Annotated in this window: 13 protein-coding genes and 1 pseudogene; 4 read left to right on the forward strand and 10 right to left on the reverse strand. The window is 59.3% G+C overall.

The window, feature by feature from the left end:
* Window positions 1-47 precede the first annotated feature (47 nt).
* Window positions 48-218, forward strand: coding sequence for a hypothetical protein (locus tag IVB07_RS33395; protein WP_247412002.1), 171 nt, complete (start codon window positions 48-50; stop codon window positions 216-218).
* A 560-nt stretch (window positions 219-778) separates the two neighbouring features.
* Here the strand turns inward: IVB07_RS33395 and IVB07_RS33400 are convergent.
* Window positions 779-982 (reverse strand): 4Fe-4S binding protein, encoded by a 204-nt coding sequence (locus tag IVB07_RS33400; protein WP_083926370.1) that lies wholly within the window; start codon window positions 980-982, stop codon window positions 779-781.
* Between the two features lie 619 nt (window positions 983-1601).
* Window positions 1602-2816 (reverse strand): EAL domain-containing response regulator, encoded by a 1215-nt coding sequence (locus tag IVB07_RS33405; RefSeq protein WP_247391032.1) that lies wholly within the window; start codon window positions 2814-2816, stop codon window positions 1602-1604.
* A 600-nt stretch (window positions 2817-3416) separates the two neighbouring features.
* On the opposite strand from IVB07_RS33405, the gene IVB07_RS33410 reads away from it, so the two are divergent.
* Entirely contained in the window at window positions 3417-3932 is a 516-nt protein-coding gene (locus IVB07_RS33410) for a GNAT family N-acetyltransferase (protein ID WP_247767392.1), read from the forward strand.
* Between the two features lie 578 nt (window positions 3933-4510).
* Here the strand turns inward: IVB07_RS33410 and IVB07_RS33415 are convergent.
* From IVB07_RS33415 to IVB07_RS33440, 6 genes and pseudogenes are all read right to left on the reverse strand, one after another.
* Window positions 4511-5391, reverse strand: a pseudogene (locus tag IVB07_RS33415) (SMP-30/gluconolactonase/LRE family protein); the annotation flags it as partial.
* Window positions 5388-6215, reverse strand: coding sequence for a citryl-CoA lyase (locus tag IVB07_RS33420; protein WP_247411999.1), 828 nt, complete (start codon window positions 6213-6215; stop codon window positions 5388-5390). The pseudogene IVB07_RS33415 and the gene IVB07_RS33420, both read right to left, overlap by 4 nt.
* Before the next feature lie 55 nt (window positions 6216-6270).
* Window positions 6271-7536, reverse strand: a complete 1266-nt coding sequence (locus IVB07_RS33425) for a CoA transferase (protein ID WP_018454575.1) — start codon at window positions 7534-7536, stop codon at window positions 6271-6273.
* 54 nt (window positions 7537-7590) lie between these two features.
* The gene (locus IVB07_RS33430; RefSeq protein ID WP_247284001.1) at window positions 7591-8613 is read right to left on the reverse strand and encodes an ABC transporter substrate-binding protein; all 1023 of its coding nucleotides are present in this window, start codon (window positions 8611-8613) and stop codon (window positions 7591-7593) included.
* Between the two features lie 33 nt (window positions 8614-8646).
* A complete protein-coding gene (locus tag IVB07_RS33435) occupies window positions 8647-9420 on the reverse strand; it encodes an ABC transporter permease (RefSeq protein WP_247767393.1) in 774 nt (257 codons plus the stop codon).
* Window positions 9404-10192 (reverse strand): ABC transporter ATP-binding protein, encoded by a 789-nt coding sequence (locus tag IVB07_RS33440; RefSeq protein WP_247364085.1) that lies wholly within the window; start codon window positions 10190-10192, stop codon window positions 9404-9406. Before IVB07_RS33440 ends, IVB07_RS33435 begins: the two co-directional genes overlap by 17 nt.
* 106 nt (window positions 10193-10298) lie before the next feature.
* On the opposite strand from IVB07_RS33440, the gene IVB07_RS33445 reads away from it, so the two are divergent.
* Window positions 10299-11045: an IclR family transcriptional regulator gene (locus IVB07_RS33445; RefSeq protein WP_245288393.1), complete on the forward strand. Its 747-nt coding sequence runs from the start codon at window positions 10299-10301 to the stop codon at window positions 11043-11045.
* Window position 11046: 1 nt separating this feature from the next.
* Here the strand turns inward: IVB07_RS33445 and IVB07_RS33450 are convergent, their stop codons facing one another.
* A complete protein-coding gene (locus IVB07_RS33450; RefSeq protein ID WP_247767394.1) occupies window positions 11047-11511 on the reverse strand; it encodes a hypothetical protein in 465 nt (154 codons plus the stop codon).
* A gap of 1081 nt (window positions 11512-12592) precedes the next feature.
* Between IVB07_RS33450 and IVB07_RS33455 the strand changes: the two genes are divergently transcribed.
* On the forward strand, window positions 12593-14299 hold the full coding sequence (locus IVB07_RS33455) for an outer membrane beta-barrel protein (RefSeq protein ID WP_247411990.1): 1707 nt from the start codon (window positions 12593-12595) through the stop codon (window positions 14297-14299).
* 856 nt (window positions 14300-15155) lie between these two features.
* On the opposite strand, the gene IVB07_RS33460 is transcribed toward IVB07_RS33455, so the two are convergent.
* Complete coding sequence (locus IVB07_RS33460) at window positions 15156-15407, reverse strand: hypothetical protein (protein ID WP_247412068.1); 252 nt, start codon at window positions 15405-15407, stop codon at window positions 15156-15158.
* Window positions 15408-15761 lie beyond the last annotated feature (354 nt).

Genomic DNA, 15761 nt, shown 5'->3' on the forward strand with positions numbered 1-15761 from the left:
AGGCTTCTTAGGAATTGTCAAGGCCGGGTTGCTCCAGGATCAAACGGATGATCAGGCCGGACTGCCCGGACTGCCTGTGTTCGGCGGACCCCGCGACGAGCCGTGAGCTCGATCGCTCCGTGGCGTTGGTCAAGATGATCTCCTTCGGTGTGCCAAGCATTTACGTGCTGAGCGACTTTGGCCGCGCATTCGTTGTTTCCGTCGCCGCTGGCGAGTAGTGCAGCCTGGACGTTGGCCTGCGCGGCATCGCAGGAACAGTTCCGGACGTCAGGATGCGCGCTAACTTGCGAAACTGGAGTAAGCAGCGAGAGCGCGGGCGGCGGGGATCCTGTTACGACCCTAGCTCCATGCACTCGTGCATGGTGACCGTGGGCAAGCGGATGCCGAGCTTCTCGTACGTCTTCAGGATCTCCGGACCGATCTCGTCGCGCGTGGAGACCGTCTCTTCGGCTTCGAAGTGACCTAGCTTTAGATATCCTGCAAGCTGATCTTGGGATATTCGACGCCCGTCCACCTCGCCTCGGCTCGTCAGCCAACGACGATAAGCCTCAACGCGACGACCTGGAGCATCGAGGCGGCCTTGTCATTATTCGAAACAAATTTGACGGTCTCCTCTGACCGAGCCCTTCGAGCGTTTCTCGGAGTCGATCAGCGCCTTAAGCTCATAACGATGTTGATCGACCTCGATACGCCGCACGCGGACGGCGGCCTCCACAAGCTCGACATCTAGTCCTTCGTTCGCGAAATCGAGCGGTGAAGCCTTCTGGACGCGGGCTGGTTATGTTGTCTTAGACGGGACACAGGTGTCAGGCACCGGACAGACCACAGCGCATTGCGGCGTGTCGGAATGGCCCTCGCACTCCGTACACTTTTTTGCATCGATAACGTAAATGTCGCGCTTGAGGCTGATCGCCGCGTTGGGACACTCGAACTCACATGCCCCACAAACGGTACATTGCGAAGCGACGATCTTGTAAGCCATGCCTTCCGACTCCTTAGGCGAGCGATGCCATTGGCGATCCCTTTCAAATGCCGTGCCAAGGACAGGCGCGCTCAATGATGGGCAATTTGCCCAATGGTGCTGTGCGGGGTCTGAGACCATGTTGCATCTGCGACAGCATGGGCCGCTTCAATATCAAGCCGTGCGAGCCCTCGGGCCCCTACTCCGATAGCCAGTCGCGACTCGACTGCAGCGAGTTTCCGTCGGTTTGTCTGGCATGGCAGCGCGGGGCCAAGCGACGCTCGACGATTCCCGAAACCGGCAGCGCGAGTAAAAGCCGCGAGCCGACGCACGTCTACGCCGGATGTCGGCAAACCTCCGGTCACACGCCCTGACCGGAGATTTTGTCCAAGCCGCGCTCACGCCTGCAACGTTAACTCCGCGGATTGACTCGCTGGAGCCTTGCCAAAAGGGCTTTGTGCTACAATAACCTTCGGCATCGCTTCGGAGGGAAATGAAGTTCGGCCGGGAGGAGCGATACTGGGTTTGCAAAGTGACCGATTAAATTGCAGTCAGCCGCATGCCTGGTGCCGAGTAGGCATGCCGCGCGGGCCAGCGCTGGTACGCTTTGCCTGGCTGTGCTCAGTCACTCCTCATACAACTATTTTGGACGAAGTGGAACAGGGCTGAAAGATGAGTGTGCAAATTGCTTCAGCGGCATGGCCTTTCCGAACAGATGGCCCTGCGCAAGGTCGAAGCCGAGTTCGGTCACAGCGATCAGGTCGGCGTGGCTCTCCACGCCTGCGGCGACGGTGCGCACACTGTACTCTTTGGCTAGATCGACGATATGGCGGCACACCGTTCGCTTCAGGGGCCCATTTCCGCAACCGGCGACGTACTGCCGGTCCACTTTTAATTTCATGAACGGGAATTTTTCGAGCCCCATCAGCTGCGGCCAATTGGCGCCGATATTGTCGATTGCAAGGCCAATGTTGTGAAAGCGAACCTCACGCGCGACCTCGATCAGGAGATCTAGGTTCTGGATCGCTTCCTCGCTCTCGATTTCGATCGTCAAGCCGCCGAAAGCGGGGTGCGACGGCATGCGCTGACAGAGATCGCGTACCGCCTGCGGGTCAATCAGGAATGCTGCCGGGAGATTGATGGAGAGATCGGTCGAAGTTTGCTGCTCCAGAAGATACTTCCAATCCTTGATCGCGCGGTCGATCACGAACTGCGACAAGTCCCTAAAATGCGGATCGTGAGCCTCCGGGATGAAATACGCTGGTGGAACAACGCCCCAGGTCGGATGCCGCATTCGCACAAGCGCCTCGGCGCCGCGGCGGCTGAGGGTACACGGGTCAAAGTTCGGCTCATACCAGAGCTCAAGCCAGCCAGCGTGTAAGGCTTCTCCGACATGGACTGCGGGACGGGGCGCCGGCTCTCTGGGCAAGAGCATGGCGACCCGATCGCGCAGCGTCTCGGCTGCAAACGGCGTCCTCAGCGGCGGCAGCATATCAAGTCCATATTCGCCCCCGACCTGCTGCACTGCCGTCATGACGATCGACTCGCGGGCGCCGAACGCCAGCACTCTGCCTGCAAATTCTTCGCGTACGAGTATCTCGAGCAATCGTCCAGGCTCGATGCGATCCGAGCCAATGCCGAGCAGGATCAGATCAGGGAAGTCCGTGCAGAGTACGCGCGGCAGCTCGTCAGCAGTCCCGCATTCGCTGATCACAAACCCCATATCCTCTAGCACATCGCGTAGAAAGGCGCGCAGATGCCGCTTGCCCACGGCCACGCACGCTCGCGGCCGCACCTTACGCTGGCCGAAGATTACAGGTTTCCCTCCGACCAGTTCGGCCTGCCCATGCTCCATCGCAACCACTCCCCTTCCGTGAAGGTCCCTTAAACGAGGAGCGAAGGTCCAAACAAGCAGTGCTTGCCATTATCTTTCGATTCTTCGAGGTAAGCTTAAGATAGTGCATTAGCGTGCAAAATCTTTTCGCGATGTTGTTCAGACGATTTTGTCGGGCGCACGCGTATGATACCTGTCCCGGCTCGCGCAACTTTGTACGAGTGACGCACACGAGTGTGGGGAATCTCACCTTCGGACGCGCCGAGCTGATGCGCCCTATGCCACGGCAATGATCATGCTGCAAGATGTACTGAATCGACTCTCGTGAGTGATGATCAGCAATCTCTCCTACGAAATGTTTGATCGCCATGGCCGGCCTGCCCACGCGCGAATGTGCCGTCTCGTGGATTCCCTATCTAGTCGAAGGAGATCCAACTGAGTTCGCAGCGGGTCAAGCCGCGGTCGATTCTGAGAACGGCAACAGCTTGCACTTACCTCACCTCTGTTGGTTATAGCGAGTGCGGACGTCCTATTCCCTATCGAGCTTGATAGTTTCTCTCAGTTGCGTTCTCTGTATCCTTCTGAACATGGATATCCTCAAGAGGGACTGGAGGGACTAACGTGACGGGTGTTCGTGTTGGCGCTGAAGCGCAAGGCTTGCCCCACGGGGGCACGGCTTTGCGCAAAGGCGTGCCAAGAGATGAGAACGCGATCGTAGAAGCCGTCGGAAAGCTACTTTCTGAATTAGGTGGTCCCGGACCAGAGTTCAGCCTTGAAGGCGCAAAGCAGACTGCTTTGCGCCTGATTCAGGATCCCGAAGAGGGCTTTATTTTTGTCATCGAGGAACAAGCCACCGGGCAGATTGTAGGGATCGCTGCCATCTCCGCCGTACTGGCCGTGAGAGCAGCTGGAGCGTACGGCGTGCTTCAGGAGCTATGGATTTCTCGGGACTTCCGAAGCTCTGACCGCGGTGGGCATCTGCTCGAGGCGGTACGTTCGGAGGCGAAGCGCCGAGGCTGGCAGATGATTGAGGTTGCGTTGCCCCCTGATGGCTATCCGGCCTTAGAACGGGTACGCCGTTTCTACGAGGAGAGGGGATATCGGGTTGGAGGATTGCGCGCGCGCAAGAGGCTATGACAGTACTGCGACCTCTGCTCCACACTTAAAAGCGCTCCTGGTCCTGTCACTAAAGACTTTCAAGGCAGAAAATCCTGCTGCTTGTTGCTTCTCAAAACGAACGCTCCAACGCGTGCGTCGCGGCCGAGGACAATCGAGAACCTCGGCGCTGATGCGGTGCTTACTCCCACTGCGAGCGGGTTACCTCTTCGACTTTTTTGGCGGGTATCAACCATCAAATCGTTCTTCATGGTGCGGAGCGATACGATGGTCTTCTCAAGGCTCGTGGACCGCGAGCGGAAACCTGCCCGGCTAGAAGGCGCGGAGCCAGGTCGGCGGCGGCCCGTTGCGGGCGAAGCCCGACCCAGCCTTACAAACGATAGCCGAGTCGTTCTTTCGTGCTTCCCACACAATGCCGCCAGTTTGGGATCACCGCACACAAATGCGATCCATTCGTCGCCAAGTCCAATGCCTCGGCAACTGGCAAGCCAATCATCTATGGGGCTTCTTCCTGCAACTTGATTCGGTGGACCGTCGCGTAAAGGGATTCGGTACCACGCTGTCGCTCCTGCTGGCGAATGTTCAAGGAAGGTGACGAAATCAGCCATCAACACTGATTCGGTAGAGGATTCCGTAATGAGCAATGTGCCGTTTGCCGCCTCCAATACGAGGTTCGTGCAGGTCGCCCCAGCGCAGGACTTGATGCGGGCGATCGTTTCGCCGTTCGGCGCCATGACGAAGACGTGGCCGAGGGAGGCGAGCGCGACAAAGAGCCGCCCGTTTTGATCCATCGTCAGCCCGTCAGGACCGCTGGTCCCGAAGGACAAGCTGAACCGTCCCACCTTCGCAGCCCCGCCGTCACGCATCAGCGGCACGCGCCAGCTGCTGTTGTCGCGCGTCATTGCAACGAACAACAAGGCCTCGTCGGCGCTGAGCACCAGCCCGCTCGGGCTTGGCCAGTTCGAAATCAGGCAATCGAGCAGGCCGGCAGGACACAGTCGGACACCCAGCCGGTCGGATCGTGCACTCCAGTTCGCCCCTGATCGGTGAAATAGATGTCGCCGTTAGTCGCGGTATGCAGGTCGTTGCAGCCTCTGAAGGACTCGCAATTGCGGTTGCCCCAGAAGCGGGCTGATAGTATCCCGCTGCGGATCGAGCTCCATGAGGCCGTTCATGTAGTCGGCCACCAGCCCCCGGCCATCAGGTGCGATCTTCAGACCAATCGGCCAGCCGTCATATTCGATTATCAGAGACCAGATCCCGTCGCGCGAAATCTGGAAAATGCGGCCGAAGGGGATATCGACGACGTAGAGATCCCCGGACTTGTCGAACGACGGCCCCTCGATGAAACAATCCACCGATGGCCTCCGCGGTTGGCATCCGGCCCATTTCGAGGAAACACCACGGCGACGAAATTCCGCGGCATCGACGAGAACACGCGGGTCTCAGCCAGCTGAGGCGGCTTGTCGAGATACATCATGACGGGCCTCCCAGCGTGCGGCGCGGCTGTCCCTCATATTTGTAGCCAAACTGCTTGGGCATCGGTCCCTTGTTACGATCCTTGCGCCTGGTCTGTTCCCAGGCGTGGGCCAGGATTCCGACCGCTCGCGACAGGCAGAAGACGCCGCGCGCCAGCGGTGGCGCGAATCCGAGCTCGCCGTAAATGACCGCGGTCGCGCCATCAATGTTCATTGGGATGAGTTTGCCCTTGCGCTGCTGCATCACCCGCTCGATCGCGCGGGCGGCCTTGGCATAGTCGCCGCTGACACTGCCCTCAGCACTTGCGTCATCCACCAGCGCCAATAGCGGTGCGGCGCGGGGGTCGACCGAATGAAACCGGTGGCCGAAGCCGGGCAGATATTTGCCGCACCTTGCAGTGAAATGGTCAATTGCGGCGGCCGCGGCCTCGCCGATCTCTAGGCCATCGCGCCTCCGCAGCACATCTTCGTAGAGTTCGACCGCCTGCTCCCCTGCTCCGCCGTGCACCTCATCGAGTGTATTGATGGCGGACGCCATCGCACCATTCAGGGGCAGCCCACAGCTCACCGCCATCTGCGCAATTGCGATGGAGGGCGCGTGCGGACCGTGGTCAACGGACGCGACCAGCGCAGCTTGCAGCAGCCGCTCCTGCGCTGGCGTCGGCAGATCGCCGCTCAACATCAGCCAGATCATGGCGGGAAAGGAAATCCGGCCGATCAAATCTTCGATTGGATAACCCCGATAGGCGATGCGACCGGGCGCGATGTCGCAGATGGAGGTTCGCCACCAACGGGCCGCTTGCTGCCGCAATTCTTCTTCGCTCATTTGTGGTTCCGCCCCTTCAACCCTGCCATTGCCGATCGGCGCAAGCCGTCGAATATCATGATATTGGTCCGTCCGCGGCTACGCGGACGGGCAGGAAATCAGCCGCCCGTTGCTTTGGCGTCCCGACGGCCCGGGTTGAGACCAGCTGCTCGACCTCCGCATACGAATAGCCGAGCCGCTGCAGCCATCGCTCGGTGTCTGCGCCGAGCGTCGCAGGTGGCGAAGGCACCGAAAACTCCTCATCCAGCCGGAAGCCCGGCCGCATGATTCGTAACGGCTGCGCACCATCTTGTTCTGGGGCCAAAGTCTCGACGAATCCGCGCTCGAGGAGCTGTGGCTGCTGCAAGATTTGGGAGACCGTCAGCACGCAGCCTGCGGGGACTCCAGCCAGATTCATTTGGGCCTCCCATTCTTCAGCGGGCTTGCAACTCAACGCCTGGTTCAACTCCGTGTTCAGCGCTGCGCGATGGACCTTGCGCATCTCGCGCTCAGCAAAGCGTGGATCCGTCTTCAGGTTCGGTCGGCCAATCAGGTCGCATAGGGCTTGGTACTGCTTCTGCTCGTTGGCGGAAATGTTCAGCGGGCCTGTTGCGGTGCGGAACGTGCCGGAGGGAGCCGCGGTGAAGTTCTCGTTGCCGATGGGCTGCGGTTCCACACCAGCGTTCAGGTGGTTGGAGACGACCCATCCCATCGCTGCAACGGTGGCTTCGAGCAGGGACACGTCAATGAACCGACCGCGGCCGCTATGCCGCTGTTCGACCAGAGCCGCGGCGATGGCAAAGGCAGCAGTGAGTCCCGCAATCGTGTCCGAGATTGGAAAGCCGGTGCGCAGGGGAGCCGAGGCCGTATCGCCAGTGACGCTCATGGCACCAGACAGACCCTGAACGATCTGGTCATAGGCCGGACGGGCGGACCATGGCCCGCTCTGCCCAAAGCCGGAGATCGCGCAGTAGACGAGACGCGGGTTGTGCCTGCTGAGCACATTAAAGCCTAGGCTAAGCCGTTCCATCACCTTCGGCCGGAAGCTTTCGAGCACCACATCGGCTTCCTTGACGAGTCGCAAGAATACCTCGCGGCCCGATTCCGACTTCAAGTCCAGCGCCACGGATTGCTTGCCGGCGTTCACCGCGACAAAAGAGAGGCCCTGCAAGCGCTCTGCCCTTTGCGGATCGGCGCCGAGGCGCCGCGCGAGGTCGCCGCCGTTCGGATTTTCGACTTTGATGACCTCCGCGCCAAGACGCGCGAGATGATAACCGCAGAACGGACCGGCCAACACGTTCGACAGGTCCAGGACGCGGATGCCGGTGAGCGGCAGAGACATCTGAAGACGCCTTCCTTTAGGTGATCCGATGGTGAGAGCTTGGCCGGCTGGCAGCTATTTCAGTTGTTGTGCGGCGCGTTCCGCAAAACGATTGGTGAAGGTTTTGTTCAAGTCGATCTTTGCGGCAGCAATTTTTGGATCAAAGTCGCTCAGGACGGCCAGCGGGACCTTGGCCGCCTCGATGTCCATCTGTCCGGTTGGCGAGAAGAGCGCTTTCGATGCGTTCATGATTTCGATATTCACCTCGCGATTGTCAGTCTTGTAACCAGGAGGAATCGTATCGACGAGCTGCTCCGTCGGCGTTGCGTTGATCCAGCGGTGAGTTTTGAGCAAGGCGTTGACCAGGCGCTGGACCGTTTCGGGATTTTTGTCGATGAAAGTCTGCTGAAGGTAGAGACACGCGGTCGGATAGGACCCGCCGAAGGCCTGCTTTGAGCCTTCGATCGTGCGCGCATCGAACAGCGCTGTCGCGTTCTTTTTGCGCGCGAGAAGCGTCGCGATGGGATCGAAATAGACCAGGGCATCGACGTTCATGGCCTCAAGCGCCACCATGCCCGGTGCGCCGCTGCCGACGGCAATGATGTTGACATCGCGTGAACCCAATCCTGACTTCTTGATGTAGTAGCGCGCCATACTCTCCGTCGATGACCCCGGCGCCGTGATCCCGAGCCTGAGCCCCTTCAGGTCGGCGCCGGATCTGACCTTGTCGGCGAGGTCGCTGCGGACACCGAGCAGGACGCCCGGAATGTCATTCAGCAGGAACACGCAGGAAATTTGCTTACCCAGCACCTGCATCTGAATGGTATGATCGTAAAAGCCGATAGTCCCGTCGACAGAGCCGCCGATCAGGGCCTGCAGAGCCTTTGAGCCACCGGCCTGGAAGTTCTCGACGGTAACGTCAAGGCCTTCTTCCTTAAAGGAGCCAAGCTTCACTCCAAGTTCGACAGGCATATAGTTGAGGATTTGTGACCCCACCGCGATCTTCAATTTTGTTTTCTCGGGCTCGGTGGCATGCGCCAAAATGACCGAGAATGCGGCCAGCGCCACCACCGGCATCAATCTTATGGAAACGTGCATGCGAACCTCCATAATTGAGGGGAGAGCGTACGATCAGCTTTCGTGCGCTGGCGCCGGCCGCCAGACCAGGAGCCGCTTTTCCGCGCAGTCGACAATGGCATCGAGGACAACGACGAAGGCGGAGAGAACGATAATTCCTGCGAACACTCCGGTCGCATCGAGGACGCCTTCGGCCTGCGCAATTAAGTGCCCCAATCCTGCGGACGAGCCGAGATATTCCGCGACCACGGCTCCCATCACAGCCATGCCGACGGACACCCGCAGGCTCGACAAAATCCAGGTCGTGGCGGACGGCAGGTAGACATGCCGTAGCAGGGACGACTTCGATGCACGCAGCAGGCGGGCATTCGCCAGCACGACCGGATTGACCTCGCGGACGCCCTGGAACGTATTGAAGAATGCGACGAATAGAACCAGCGTGACGCCGAGCGCAACCTTGGACGTGAGGCCCAATCCGAACCAGATGACGAAAATGGGTCCAAGCAAGATCCGCGGGATTGCATTGAACATCTTGATAAAGGGCTGAACGACTTCGGCAGCAAATGGGCTTAAGCCCAGCCAGATGCCAAGTGCTGTGCCGATCCCGATGCCAGCCAGGAACGACAGGACCGTCTCCAGCAATGTTATGCCAATATCGCCCCAAAAGTCCGCCGTCGACATCCACTCCCCGATCCTTACGACAAGTGTCGACGGTGCCGGAAAGAAGAAGGGATCGATCAGTCCGGCCCAGACGCCCAATTCCCAGATCAGGATCATGCCAAGCGGGATGGCGAACTGCGTGAGAGCGACCCTACCCCTGCGTGACATAGCTTTTCTCCACTTCGGCGCCGAGCAGCGACCAAATTTCACGATAGAGCGCGACGAATTCGTCGGTGGTCTGCAGCGCAGAAACATCGCGCGGACGAGGGAGCGTGATCCTGACGTCGGCAACCATGCGGCTGGCGGGACCGGCAGACATCACAACGACGCGGTCCGCCAGCGTGATCGCCTCATCGAGATCATGGGTGATGAAGATGAGCGAGCGCCGGTCCGCCTGCCAGAGGTCGAGCAGGATGCGGTGCATGAGTCGGCGTGTGTGAACGTCCAGCGCGGAGAACGGCTCATCCATGAGAACGATTTTGGGCTCCATGATCAGGGTTTGTGCCATCGCAACGCGCTTGCGTTGGCCGCCGGACAATTGATGCAGATAGCGCTCCTCGAATCCCTTCAATCCAACCTTGGCGAGCCAGGGCCGTGCCTGCTCGCGCGCTTTCGCGACCGACCTGCCCTGAAAGACGAGCCCGAGGCCGACATTGTCCTGGGCGGTCTTCCAGGGCAGCAGCCCTTCCTGTTGAAGCATGTAGCCGGACTGACCGTTCAGGCCCGTAAGAGACTTGCCGAAAATGCGAACGTCGCCGGCGGCGGGCTTCAGCAGTCCGGTGACAGTGTTGAGAATGGTCGATTTTCCGCAGCCGGTCGGACCCACCACTGCAACGAATTCCGTCTCGTCCACCTGGAGGTTCATGCTTTTGACTGCCGTGAAGTCGCCGAAGCGAATCATGACGTCGTGCAAGTCCACGGCAAGTCCCGGCCGCCCCATTGTTTCGCTCCATAGAACTTGTTCTGAAACCTGGAACCGAGTAGCTCGCGTTCTCACGAGGAGTCAATCGTATTCTGACGTGCGGGATTGTGCTCGCGCTAGCTTGGTGGACTCCTGGCGTCAGTTTGACTATTGGTTCTGCACAGCAGAACCAGAGGTATTGATGGTAAGAACAGGCGTTGATGCGGTCACGCGGGCACTGGCAATCCTTAAGGCGTTCGACCCGGAGCGCGCCGCGATGACGCTGACGCAGATTGCGGATGCGACTGACCTCTACAAGAGCACAGTCCTTCGCCTTGCCGCATCTCTGGAGGCGGGTGGGTTCCTGGTGCGGGGTACGAACCGGCTATTTCGACCCGGACCGGAGCTATGGCGCCTTGGGGCGCTCTATCAGCGCGGGCTCGACCTTGGTGACCTGATCAGACCCTCGCTCCATCGTCTGGTCGAGGCTACCGGAGAGACCGCATCCTTCTACATCGCGGAGGGCGACGAGCGCATCTGCCTTTATCGCGTCAATTCTCCGCGTTCGGTCCGGCATCACCTCGAAGAGGGTCACCGATTGCCGATTGACCGCGGCGCTGCCGGCCGTGTTCTTACCGCCTACCGCGATTCTGCATCAACCGATGGAAAGAAGGTCAGAGATCGTGGCTTCTACGTCTCGATCGGCGAGCGGGATCCTGAGGTCGCGGCTGCAGCTGTGCCTGTGATCGACGTTCATGGCCAATTGCGCGGCGCTCTCTCGGTGTCCGCCATTCGGAGGCGCTTTGATGCAGATGCTCGGAAGGCTGCGATTCTAGTTCTGAAGTCCGAGGCTAAAGCGCTGATCGGTCTGCTGCCCGCAAGCGAGCGCTGAGCTACAATGGCAGCGTTCCGTTTATGACGCACAGCTCAGCGGGTGCCGCAAGGGCCTCTCCTGAGCGCAGCGTGCATTTTTCACATTGTTGAGGAGCATCGGGGCGCGAATCGGCGAGGCGTTCTTTTGCAACAAGAATTTGGTGGTGGAAGGAATGCCCCGACAAACGACAGAACGTCGTGCAGTGGTGACGCCCCTGAAGCCGTTCCTGGACTCGTTCCAAGTGATCCCGCCGCAGATCATCCTCGAGCTCGTACACGGGCATAAGGAGGGAGGCTTCTTCAAAGGCTACGCTGCTGGATATATGTGCTGGTGTTCTGGAGCCGGCATCTGCTGAGGGCCAAGCTGCGGCGCGCTGACATCGATGCAAGCGCGGCCAGAACGTTGCGCAGTTGTGCGGCCGTTCGACCCATTTGGCCACCATCTTCGGCGTGGTGGTGTTGAACTGGCGCGCGGCGGCGTGCATTGCTCAGTGCCGTTTCCACACACCGCACCATGGCCTCTCGACCTTTCGGCGCTCCTTGAGAGCTTCTGGCAGGCTCGACATCCGCCTGATACGCCGCCTATCTCAGTCCGTCACCACCCAGCTTATTCAGAGATCGAAGTGATCGATGATGATCTCGGTCATTCAGCCGCCGGCGGCTTACACACGCCGGCTTCGAGCGAATGGTAGCGGAGGTTTGCCTTGGTAGGGTTGGTGCGGTTTGCGCCCGCGAGGTCTCGCGCTTCGCTCGCAACAGTCGGGATTGGCAGCAACTCATCGAGATGTGCCGCGTGGCCGATACCGGTTCTGGTCGATCAGGAGACCATCTAAGCGCTGAGGCATGGCAACGACCGCCTGCTGCTCGGGGTAAGGGGCAGCCTCAACGAGTACGAACCGGATCTGTTGCGCCAGCGCTCGCTCTCGGCACGCTGTGAGAAGGCGCTCCGGGGCGAGTTGGTTATGGCAGCGCCCGTCGGGTTCATGAAGCCCGGCGACCGTTATGAGAAAGACCCGGATCGGCGTGTCCAGGATCAAGATGGTGTTCGACCAGGTCGAGGAACTGGGCGGATCGCGACAGGCGCGTTGCTGGCGCCACGGTGTCGGCGGAGAGCATCACGCAACTGATGCCGCCGTTCTTTAGTTCTCTTGCCGGCGGCGGTTGCAGCGGCGATCGCCCCGGGGACCGACGACACCAAGCGGCGCTTCCTCGATCACCGCGCTGAACGATGCGGAGTTGCATGCCCTACACCGGCGTATTGACGGGCGATGGGACAACTGTTCGAAGCGCGACGCCCTGTCGGACGATAGCAGCGCAGACTGTCAGTCTTGAGACAAATGTCAGCAACTTGACGCTACACACCTCACGGAGTGCCTGCAGAGCTTCGAACTCTCTTCGGCACGAGGTTTGCTTTACTCAGTCATCATCATCATCACGCAGTGCGATGGTCTTCGGGACGGGCTCGGCGCATCGCCGTTAGCGTCTGGTCCGCCCCGACGTTTTGCTGCGGCGATAACTTAAGGGCGCTCGGTTGTCGACCGAGAAAATGCAGGGAAGGAAGTATTGGTGCGATCTGGAGTTTTTCTTTCGGGAGCCACAACAATTGCGCTCATCGCAACCGGTGCAGCCAATGCGGCGGACCTTGAGCCAGAAGTGAAACTGCCAGCAGCGGTGTGGAGCTGGTCCGGAGGCTATATTGGCGGGCACGTCGGCGGTGGGTACGGCCGAACCTCCTTCGGTAATCCCTACGGTCCGTCAATCTATGGCGGGGTCGTCGATACCCCAGTGTTCCTCGCAGGAGGCCAGATCGGCTACAATTGGCAGAAGAACGGCTGGGTCTTTGGCGTCGAACTAGATGCCAGCGGCGCTGTCTCCGATGGCACAAATACTTGTCTGGCCGCCTCCGGCTTTGTTGTGAGCGCAAACTGCACGGCTGGTCCAAACCTCTTTATCACCGGGACCGGTCGCGTCGGTTACGTGTTGGACGCTCTCGGCCATACGCTGGCCTATCTCAAGGGAGGCGTGGCTTGGCAATACAATCAGGGCAACGTCCTCAATAACTACGAATTCAATGACCTCGGGCTACAGAAGAAAACTCATTTCGACTATGGTCAGGTCGGTGGCGTCATCGGGCTGGGCGTCGAACAAGCGCTTACGCCTGCATGGTCGGTCAACGTAGAGTATGACTATCTGCATTTCGGTGGGCCAAGCGTCGCAACGCTTCCGACGGTGCAGCTTCCGCCGTTCGCAATTCTTCCGGCGAACACAACGAGCCTGTCCAGCAGCTATCACATCGGAAAGATCGGGTTGAACTACCATTTTGGCGCCGCCCCATGGGCGGCGCAATGGGCCGATGCGCCGCTGTATGCGAAAGCACCTGCCGGCGCGCCGCCGATTGCTTACACGGCCGGTTGGTCGTTCGAAGGCGGATCGCGGCTCTGGCTCAGCCGGGGACGATTCCAATGGGACGCCAGCGCTGTTCCCCATGGGATCGCTACTGGAGATCCTAACATTCTTGTATCAAGGCTCACCTACCATGGCCTCGACGGACTTTCCGGGGAATTATTTGGCCGTCTTGACAGCCCGTGGGGAGTGTTCCTGAAGAGCAACGTCGGCATCGGGCGCTTCGATAAAGGAAAGATGAACGATGAAGATTGGAGCCTCCCGAGCGGGGTCTCTTATAGCAACACGATTTCGGGCCAGGCAAACGGAAGGTTCACCTATTATACGGTCGACGCGGGTTACGATTTTTTGCGCGGCGCCAACTACAAGCTAGGCGGATTTATCGGCTGGGCCTATTACGCCCAGAACTCCGACACGATGGGATGCATGCAGATTGCCAACCCCATGACACTATGCCCGGCGTCGGCTGATCAAATCATTGGCAGCCAGGATACGCAGTGGAATGCACCTCGCGTCGGCCTGAGCGCCGAAACCATGCTTACCGAGCGTTGGCGTTTAAGCACGGATGTCGCTTACCTGCCTTGGACCGATTTCGCTGGTCGCGACCACCATCTCTTGCGCCCGGGGACGACCTTCGTTGATCAACGCGGCAACGGAGGCGGGGGTGTACAGGTTGAAGGCGTGTTGTCCTACTTCATTACCAATAATCTCAGCATCGGCGTCGGCGGGCGCTATTGGGCAATGTGGAGCGAAAAGGACAGCGAAACGACGTGCACAGGCTGTTATCGGGGAACCACTGCGACTCAGTTTTCAAAGTTCAGCATGGAGCGCTGGGGTACGTTCTTTCAGGCCTCTTACAAGGTCAATTGAAAAGGCCCCACCTTAGTCAAGCTCCAGACACCAGCCCTGCTGGACGAGCATCCTGAAGCCGTACGCGTTTCCCTGGCAGAAGTACCTTGAACCGTCCCAGGCGTTTTCGAAGCTGGAAGTCATTACCGGCGTGGCCCGCCCGGATTTACGTTGGATTCCGCCGCCAAATAATAGTGAGATACTGTCGAGCAGCTGATGGAAACGTGGAAGCGGCGCCAGGCTGAAATCGGTAACTTCAACAAGCTCCGCATTTGCCTTTGTAGGACGATTCGCGAAGTGTGACGGGTGAAAACAAGGTTCAATTCTGATCGACGGGCGGTTCGTAAGACGCACGCACTCATTCACTAGTAAAGAAGGGGCCGCCGCCGTGAACTTCGGCGGTGACCCACCTAGGCCTACGGTGCAGAAACTCCGGTCCGTCATCGGCCCGGCATATCGAACTGGATAACAAAGACATTCAGCGAGATCACACTAATGGGGAAACCGTCCGCGTGTTTCTTTTGCTCCACGAACGCGCTCGACATCTATCGCGATGGCTGCCGTGCGATTGTTTTCACGTTTGCTTCGCGCCAAGACGCGCTCGAAAGCACGATCCAAAGTTGATACTCCCTACTCGTGACTTCCTCCTCCTCCCAGAATAGTCGTTGGAAGCCCTGCACCCCATTCAAAGTAGCTGACCACGACACCGCCCGAGTTGCGGAGAATATGGGGATGAGAAAGATCTGCTCCTGATGGCCTTGCTACTGGCTATTTCGGGGTCGATGCCCCGTTCCGGGCAGCCGGAACAAGCACGTCACACGGGATCGTCAGCAGCTCGCCTGGGTCTAGAGCAAGCTCGCTGGAGTGGCCATCCAGGCTACCTAGGAGGCAGCATGTCCGACCAGCTGTGGTATATCGAGCGCCGAGGTCGATAAAGCGCGCCCGTGTGATCTCCGACTCCGATCACTTTCGCTCGCATATTGTGTAGCTCGAGTGCGGTGATCGAACCGACATCTCCAAAGCCTTGAACAATACCGTGACAGATTCCTTCGGCATCAGCAGGCGGGTTCTTAGGTCGTCTGGTATCCTCGGGATAATTCGCGATCAGTTCGAATTGCTTTACGGCCATCTCAAACACTTGCCCAGTGCAGACAGTCACGATAGCTCCTGAGCCTGGATATGAAACGTCGGAATGCTTGTGCTTCAGAGCACCGAGCTCCCTGGTGCGTGTTGCGCGTTTCAGACGCGGGTGAGACAACTAGTCCAATCAGCAAGATTGCGTCTCGCGGTCACGCCAGAAATATCACCAATGCGATGAAAGCGAGATTGACCGAGGCGGCCACGACGGCCCAACAGCAAATCGTGGCAGGCGAAAATTCAAGAGCGTCCTGCGAAGTGTCGACCCAAAGCGGCGGCATTCAAGTCAGCTCCAAAGACGCGGGTTAAGAGACAAACCTGCATAAGCGCAGAAACCACCCACTCT

The organism is Bradyrhizobium sp. 172, from assembly GCF_023101065.1.
Lineage (GTDB): Bacteria > Pseudomonadota > Alphaproteobacteria > Rhizobiales > Xanthobacteraceae > Bradyrhizobium > Bradyrhizobium canariense_D.

Coding starts and splice junctions, on each gene's coding strand:
- IVB07_RS33395 (WP_247412002.1), top strand. CDS start 48: ATGATCAGGCCGGACTGCCCGGACTGCCTGTGTTCGGCGGACCCCGCG.
- IVB07_RS33400 (WP_083926370.1), bottom strand. CDS start 982: ATGGCTTACAAGATCGTCGCTTCGCAATGTACCGTTTGTGGGGCATGT.
- IVB07_RS33405 (WP_247391032.1), bottom strand. CDS start 2,816: ATGGAGCATGGGCAGGCCGAACTGGTCGGAGGGAAACCTGTAATCTTC.
- IVB07_RS33420 (WP_247411999.1), bottom strand. CDS start 6,215: ATGAGCGAAGAAGAATTGCGGCAGCAAGCGGCCCGTTGGTGGCGAACC.
- IVB07_RS33425 (WP_018454575.1), bottom strand. CDS start 7,536: ATGTCTCTGCCGCTCACCGGCATCCGCGTCCTGGACCTGTCGAACGTG.
- IVB07_RS33430 (WP_247284001.1), bottom strand. CDS start 8,613: ATGCACGTTTCCATAAGATTGATGCCGGTGGTGGCGCTGGCCGCATTC.
- IVB07_RS33435 (WP_247767393.1), bottom strand. CDS start 9,420: ATGTCACGCAGGGGTAGGGTCGCTCTCACGCAGTTCGCCATCCCGCTT.
- IVB07_RS33440 (WP_247364085.1), bottom strand. CDS start 10,192: ATGGGGCGGCCGGGACTTGCCGTGGACTTGCACGACGTCATGATTCGC.
- IVB07_RS33450 (WP_247767394.1), bottom strand. CDS start 11,511: ATGCACGCCGCCGCGCGCCAGTTCAACACCACCACGCCGAAGATGGTG.
- IVB07_RS33460 (WP_247412068.1), bottom strand. CDS start 15,407: ATGGCCGTAAAGCAATTCGAACTGATCGCGAATTATCCCGAGGATACC.